A 5,144-nucleotide genomic window follows, 5' to 3' on the forward strand; every position below is an offset into this window, starting at 1 on the left:
GCGACGAGGAGGCTCACGGACCGCCCACGGAAAGCGTCCGCCTGTAACGGAAATCACTAGATTTAAATAGAAGGCTGTCTTATTCTACAGGTTATAGTGCAGTAGGGTTTGTGCTTTCTTAAAGGACCAGGCGTACTTGCCCGGTTTTTCTTATCCAAAATCGATTCCTAAAAAGTATTAAAATTTAAGTCGTTTAGGGTTCTAAGTAACTGACATCCTTGATAAAGCTTAAAATATTTTGCTCTACATCTCAATTATAGGAAACAAAAAATGGTATATTGAATTAAAAAAGGTATGGTGATTATATGTCCACAAAAGAAATTGTAGATAAAATATTATACCAATTTTCAACACATCCATCCAAAGAACTGCCTTTTATCGTTGCATTAGATGGCCTAAGTGGGGCAGGAAAGACAACATTAGCTAAGGAAATTGAAGAGGAATTAAATAAGAACGACTGTAAGGTAGTTACTTTCCATATCGATAATCATATAGTTGAACGAAACAAACGTTATCAAACTGGGAAAGAAGAATGTTATGAATATTACTACCTTCAATGGGATGTTAATATGTTAGCGACCAACTTATTTGAAGCTCTGAGTAAAGGCTGTAACAACATTGATTTACCTTTTTATGTTAATTCTGCTGATTCCACTTCAAATAAACAAGTTGCCATACCTTCAGATAGCATCGTGCTTATCGAAGGTATATTTTTGCAAAGAAAAGAGTGGAGAGGTTATTACGATTTCATTATCTATATAGATTTACCTCGCGACTTGAGGTATGAAAGAGTACTGAACCGCAATACATATATCGGCGAGTATCAAGAGAGGTTAAAAAAGTATCAAAGACGTTATTGGCCAGGTGAAGACCACTATTTAGAAGTAGAAAAACCAATTGACCATGCGGATTTGATTATAGTGAACTAATTTATAAAGGGTTTGGTGATTAAGTATTAAACAGCAAGCACTTTCTTTTATGAAAAAATAATGAAACCAAATACATAAAAACATTCACAAATAGTGAAACCGAACTTGTTTCAACCTCGTCTTAGGGGTACTCAATTATTGAGTTTAGGAAATGAGAAAGAAAGTGGGTGAAGAAAGTGTGGATAGATATTGAAAATGAATCCTTTTCTGGATTAAATGAAGAACAGTGGTTAGAGGAAATTATGGACCAATACGGGGACAGATTAACCAAGTTATCCTACAGCTATTTACACGATTGGGGAAGAGCGCAAGAAGTCGTCCAGGATGTATTTCTCATCTGTTACAAACAATATGATACATACCTTGATATTAAGTCATTCAAAGCATGGATTTATCGGGTTACGATTAATCGTTGCAAGGATGTACTGAAAAGTTCATGGATCAATAGAGTGGTTGTGAAAAACAGCTTTTTCCAGTTTCTCAGTTCAAAAGGAGATTCTCCAGAGATGGAATCACTTCAAAAGAATTCATACGAGGAGCTTGCCCAAAGTGTCCTTGCCTTGCCAGTAAAGTACAGAGAAGTCATACACCTGTTTTATTATGAAGATTTATCTGTTCAGGAAATGAGTGTTTTATTGAAAATCAATCAAAATACCATTAAAACCCGTTTGAGTAGAGGCAGAGAGATGTTAGGAAATATTTTAGAGAGAGGTGATTCTGATGAAGGATAAGCTGACAAATCTTCGTATGGCCATGGACAAAAGTGTATTCAAAGGAGAAAAGTTTACATCTCAACATAAACAGGAAGTCTTGAAAAATATTAAACGTAAGAAGAGAAAAAATGAGTGGTTCCCCCGGATATTAAGTGCAACTCTAGCTATCATTTTCGTAGTCTCAGGAACTTATTTGATAATAGGAGAACTAAACGATTCCACAGAGTACGCGGATCCTTCGCAAGTACCGAACTCAAATATCGAACCGTCACCGATACCTGACTTAAATGGCAAAGCAACAAAACCATCTCTTCCAGAAGAGGAGATCAAAGATACTTTGTTTGACTTAACTTCTATTGAAGAACAGGCATACGATAATTTCAAGAAAGATTTAGATTTGGCGCATCTAGCAGATTTAGAACCGATTAGCGTTGCTAAATTGCATATTTACTCCAGTTATAATCAGGATACTGAAGTATTATACGCTCTCTATACCGATCGAGAGGAACGCATCCTCTGGACCAAAGAAGAAGATGAAATTATCCCTGAATCTGATAGAGGTAGCAAAGAACAAATTCTCGCCCTATTTGAAGGGTTTGAAAATGGCACATTTATAAAAACAAGCGAATACGAAGGATATATTGAATTTAAAACAAGTGAAGATGCAGAAACGAAATCAGGTTTTCAAATGATCCAAAATGTAGATGGAATCTGGCAAGTAGCATTCATGCCGATTCAATAAGATACTTTGTTTTTTTAACAAATACATTCTTTATCAAATAAAGGGATATTAGACACCCTAAACCAAAATATTAAATGCAACTATTTGACTTATCAAAAGTATTACCGTGTTTTGAACGAGTAAAATAAAAGAGAAAAACACTTGAATACGTATTCTCATACAAATTTAACTTGCATTGTTTTTATACATCTTGCTGATTAAAGCAATGTGCTTGTGGACTTTCAAAATAGGATTTTATTTTCATATAGTAATTTCCTCTCTTATCCAATGACAAATAGATACAGCTTCGTTCATTCGATTTGCGGAATGTTAATGCTAAGAGTAGGTTATTTTTTAATAATAACTGTCTGACTTCCAAGTGCTGTGTTGTAAAACGTAATGATTACTGTTATAGTCAAGCAGTGTTGTATTAAATAAATGAGGAGAATAGATAAATGAAGAGAAAAGTACTTATTTTAATTTCTGGTATATTACTGTTATTCTTGGGAGCTTGTGGTCAGGAAGGATCATCCACAAATGAAGCTGAAAGGGAAAGTAAGCTCAAAATATACACAACCATTTATCCTTTTCAGTATTTCACTGAAAGAATAGGCGGAGACAAAATTTCTACTAAAAACATCGTTCCTCCTGGTTCCGATGCACACTCTACTGAAATGACTACAAAAGAGATGGTGAAATTAGCGGAGAGTGACGCATTCATCCATTCAGGAACAGGACTGGAGGGTTTTGTTGATGCTGTAAATGATGCGATTAAGAATGAAGATATCAAAATTGTAAATGCAACTAAGGGCATTGATCTTATCAGTGCAAAAGACGAAGAAGAAAGTCTTGATGAACATAGTGACGAAGAAAACAATAAGGAAGAAAGCGAAGAAGGCCATGATGAAAATGGAAGCGAGATGAATGTAGATCCCCATGTTTGGTTGGATCCTATTCGTTCAGTTACTGTGGCTGAAAACATCAAAAATGCACTGGTAGAACTGGACCCTGACAATAAAGAGGAATTCGAAAAGAACTTCAATTCATTAAAAAATGATTTGCAGGAAATGAATACTGAATTCAAGAACATGGTGAACAGTTCCGCGACGAAGACGTTCATTGTCTCCCATTCAGCTTATGGATATTGGGAAGATGTGTATGGACTCAAGCAAATTGGTATCAGTGGGCTTTCTCCAACTGATGAACCGTCACAAAAAGAATTAATAGAAATCATTAATTTAGTTAAAGAAAACAATCTGCAATACATCTATTTTGAGCCTAACTTGACAAATAAAGTGGCAAAGGCCGTGTCAAATGAAACAGATGCAGAGACTTTGACATTGCAGAATCTGGAATCGATGTCGAAAAAGGATTTGGATTCGAATGAAGATTATTTATCCATCATGAGAAAGAATATTGAATCTCTTAAACAAGGTCTCAACCAAGACTAGACATGACATCCATAAAATGAAAGTACAACAGCCTATCTGAATTCAGATAGGCTGTTGTAGATTTATTGTGGGTCTTAACTTGGAATCCATCAACCCTTCCGTTGATAGTTTTGTTCAAATATAATAAGCCACCATCTACCATGAAAAGTGATCCTCAATCAAAAAAAGAAGTTAGGATTTATTGGTTTTTGGTAATACATATAATAACAATACGACCAGACTGGACATACTATGGTGGATACTGGAATTAGTATACCCTGCATAAGAAATTGGTTGTGACAGTAAAGAAGTACCATTTACTGTGCTGAGAGCACGTATACAAAAATTTGCAACTTAACTACTGTCATTTGTATTGTCAAATTATTAGTGAGGTGGTTGTCCTATGGAAGCGATGATTGAAAAGTGTGCTGGGTTGGATGTACATCAAGAAACGGTGGTAGCCTGTATTTTATTTGGTCCGTTGGAAAAAAAGCCAAAAAAACGATTGAATCTTTTTCCACGACCACATTTGGATTATTGAAATTACAAGATTGGTTGAACTCTCATGAAGTAACAGATGTTGTAATGGAAAGTGCTGGAATATATTAGCAACCGGTATGGAACATCCTTGAAAGTGATGTTCACCTAGTACTTGCCAATGCCAAACATGTAAAAAATGTTCCTGGGCGAAAAACAGATGTAAAGAATGCGGAATGGCTCCATATTAAGTAATCGCATCTGTTTGCACATCTGTTTTGTAAACCTGTTTTTTTTGACACACTAGCATATCCAATTAACAGCCATGAATCCTCTTTTCCATATTTATAATAAATTGATTGTAACGCAAGAAGAAATGTTCACGGTTATCGAACGGAACATAGAATAATGGTCAGAGTTTTGTTACATACTATTGAACCGGAATGATATCTTTTAGAACAGGTAGTGCTGTATTGTAAACGATAAACTAAAGTGAGCAGTTCTCCACATGATGTAAGCGCAAAATCTGCATTATTCAGGATGTCAGTTTCAATATGCTAGTTTAAACACCTGTGTAACTAATCTTAGGACGGCCAAAACTGCACATTTACCTTCGCTGACGTTTTTCCTGTGATTTTATTTCAAGATAAGAAAGTATATAAATTTAGTGAGCCATGAATCCAGTATTCCTGGTATTTTAAGGAGTAGGTTCTAGTATGATACCGCTGATTTGCGCTCCAGGCGGACGCTTTCCACGGGGCGGGCGGCGAGCCTCCTCGGGCCAACAGGATGTTGGTCACGAAGGCGTTGCCACACGATGTGGCGTCCATAGCCTTTGTTCCATTACCGCTCGACTGCGGGGTCTCACCTGTCC

General features: G+C 36.2%; 5 protein-coding genes. All 5 read left to right on the forward strand.

The genetic code is table 11. From position 1 onward, the window contains the following. Positions 1-305 precede the first annotated feature (305 nt). The 5 genes from B371_RS0101610 to B371_RS23705 all read left to right on the forward strand — a co-directional run bounded on the left by B371_RS0101610 (position 306) and on the right by B371_RS23705 (position 4,334). Positions 306-929 (forward strand): kinase, encoded by a 624-nt coding sequence (locus B371_RS0101610; protein ID WP_019412576.1) that lies wholly within the window; start codon positions 306-308, stop codon positions 927-929. A 167-nt stretch (positions 930-1,096) separates the two neighbouring features. Beyond that, positions 1,097-1,660 carry a sigma-70 family RNA polymerase sigma factor gene (locus B371_RS0101615; protein WP_237721489.1) on the forward strand — a complete coding sequence of 188 codons (564 nt, stop codon included), beginning with the start codon at positions 1,097-1,099 and terminating at the stop codon, positions 1,658-1,660. Next, the gene (locus B371_RS0101620) at positions 1,650-2,384 is read left to right on the forward strand and encodes a hypothetical protein (protein ID WP_019412578.1); all 735 of its coding nucleotides are present in this window, start codon (positions 1,650-1,652) and stop codon (positions 2,382-2,384) included. The genes B371_RS0101615 and B371_RS0101620 overlap by 11 nt, the downstream gene beginning before the upstream one ends. Before the next feature lie 434 nt (positions 2,385-2,818). Beyond that, positions 2,819-3,814 carry a metal ABC transporter solute-binding protein, Zn/Mn family gene (locus B371_RS0101625; RefSeq protein ID WP_019412579.1) on the forward strand — a complete coding sequence of 332 codons (996 nt, stop codon included), beginning with the start codon at positions 2,819-2,821 and terminating at the stop codon, positions 3,812-3,814. A 382-nt stretch (positions 3,815-4,196) separates the two neighbouring features. Continuing rightward, the gene (locus tag B371_RS23705; RefSeq protein ID WP_192811886.1) at positions 4,197-4,334 is read left to right on the forward strand and encodes a hypothetical protein; all 138 of its coding nucleotides are present in this window, start codon (positions 4,197-4,199) and stop codon (positions 4,332-4,334) included. The last annotated feature ends 810 nt before the right edge of the window (positions 4,335-5,144 follow it).

The sequence above is a fragment of the Paenisporosarcina sp. TG20 genome, assembly GCF_000286315.1.
Classification (GTDB): domain Bacteria; phylum Bacillota; class Bacilli; order Bacillales_A; family Planococcaceae; genus Paenisporosarcina.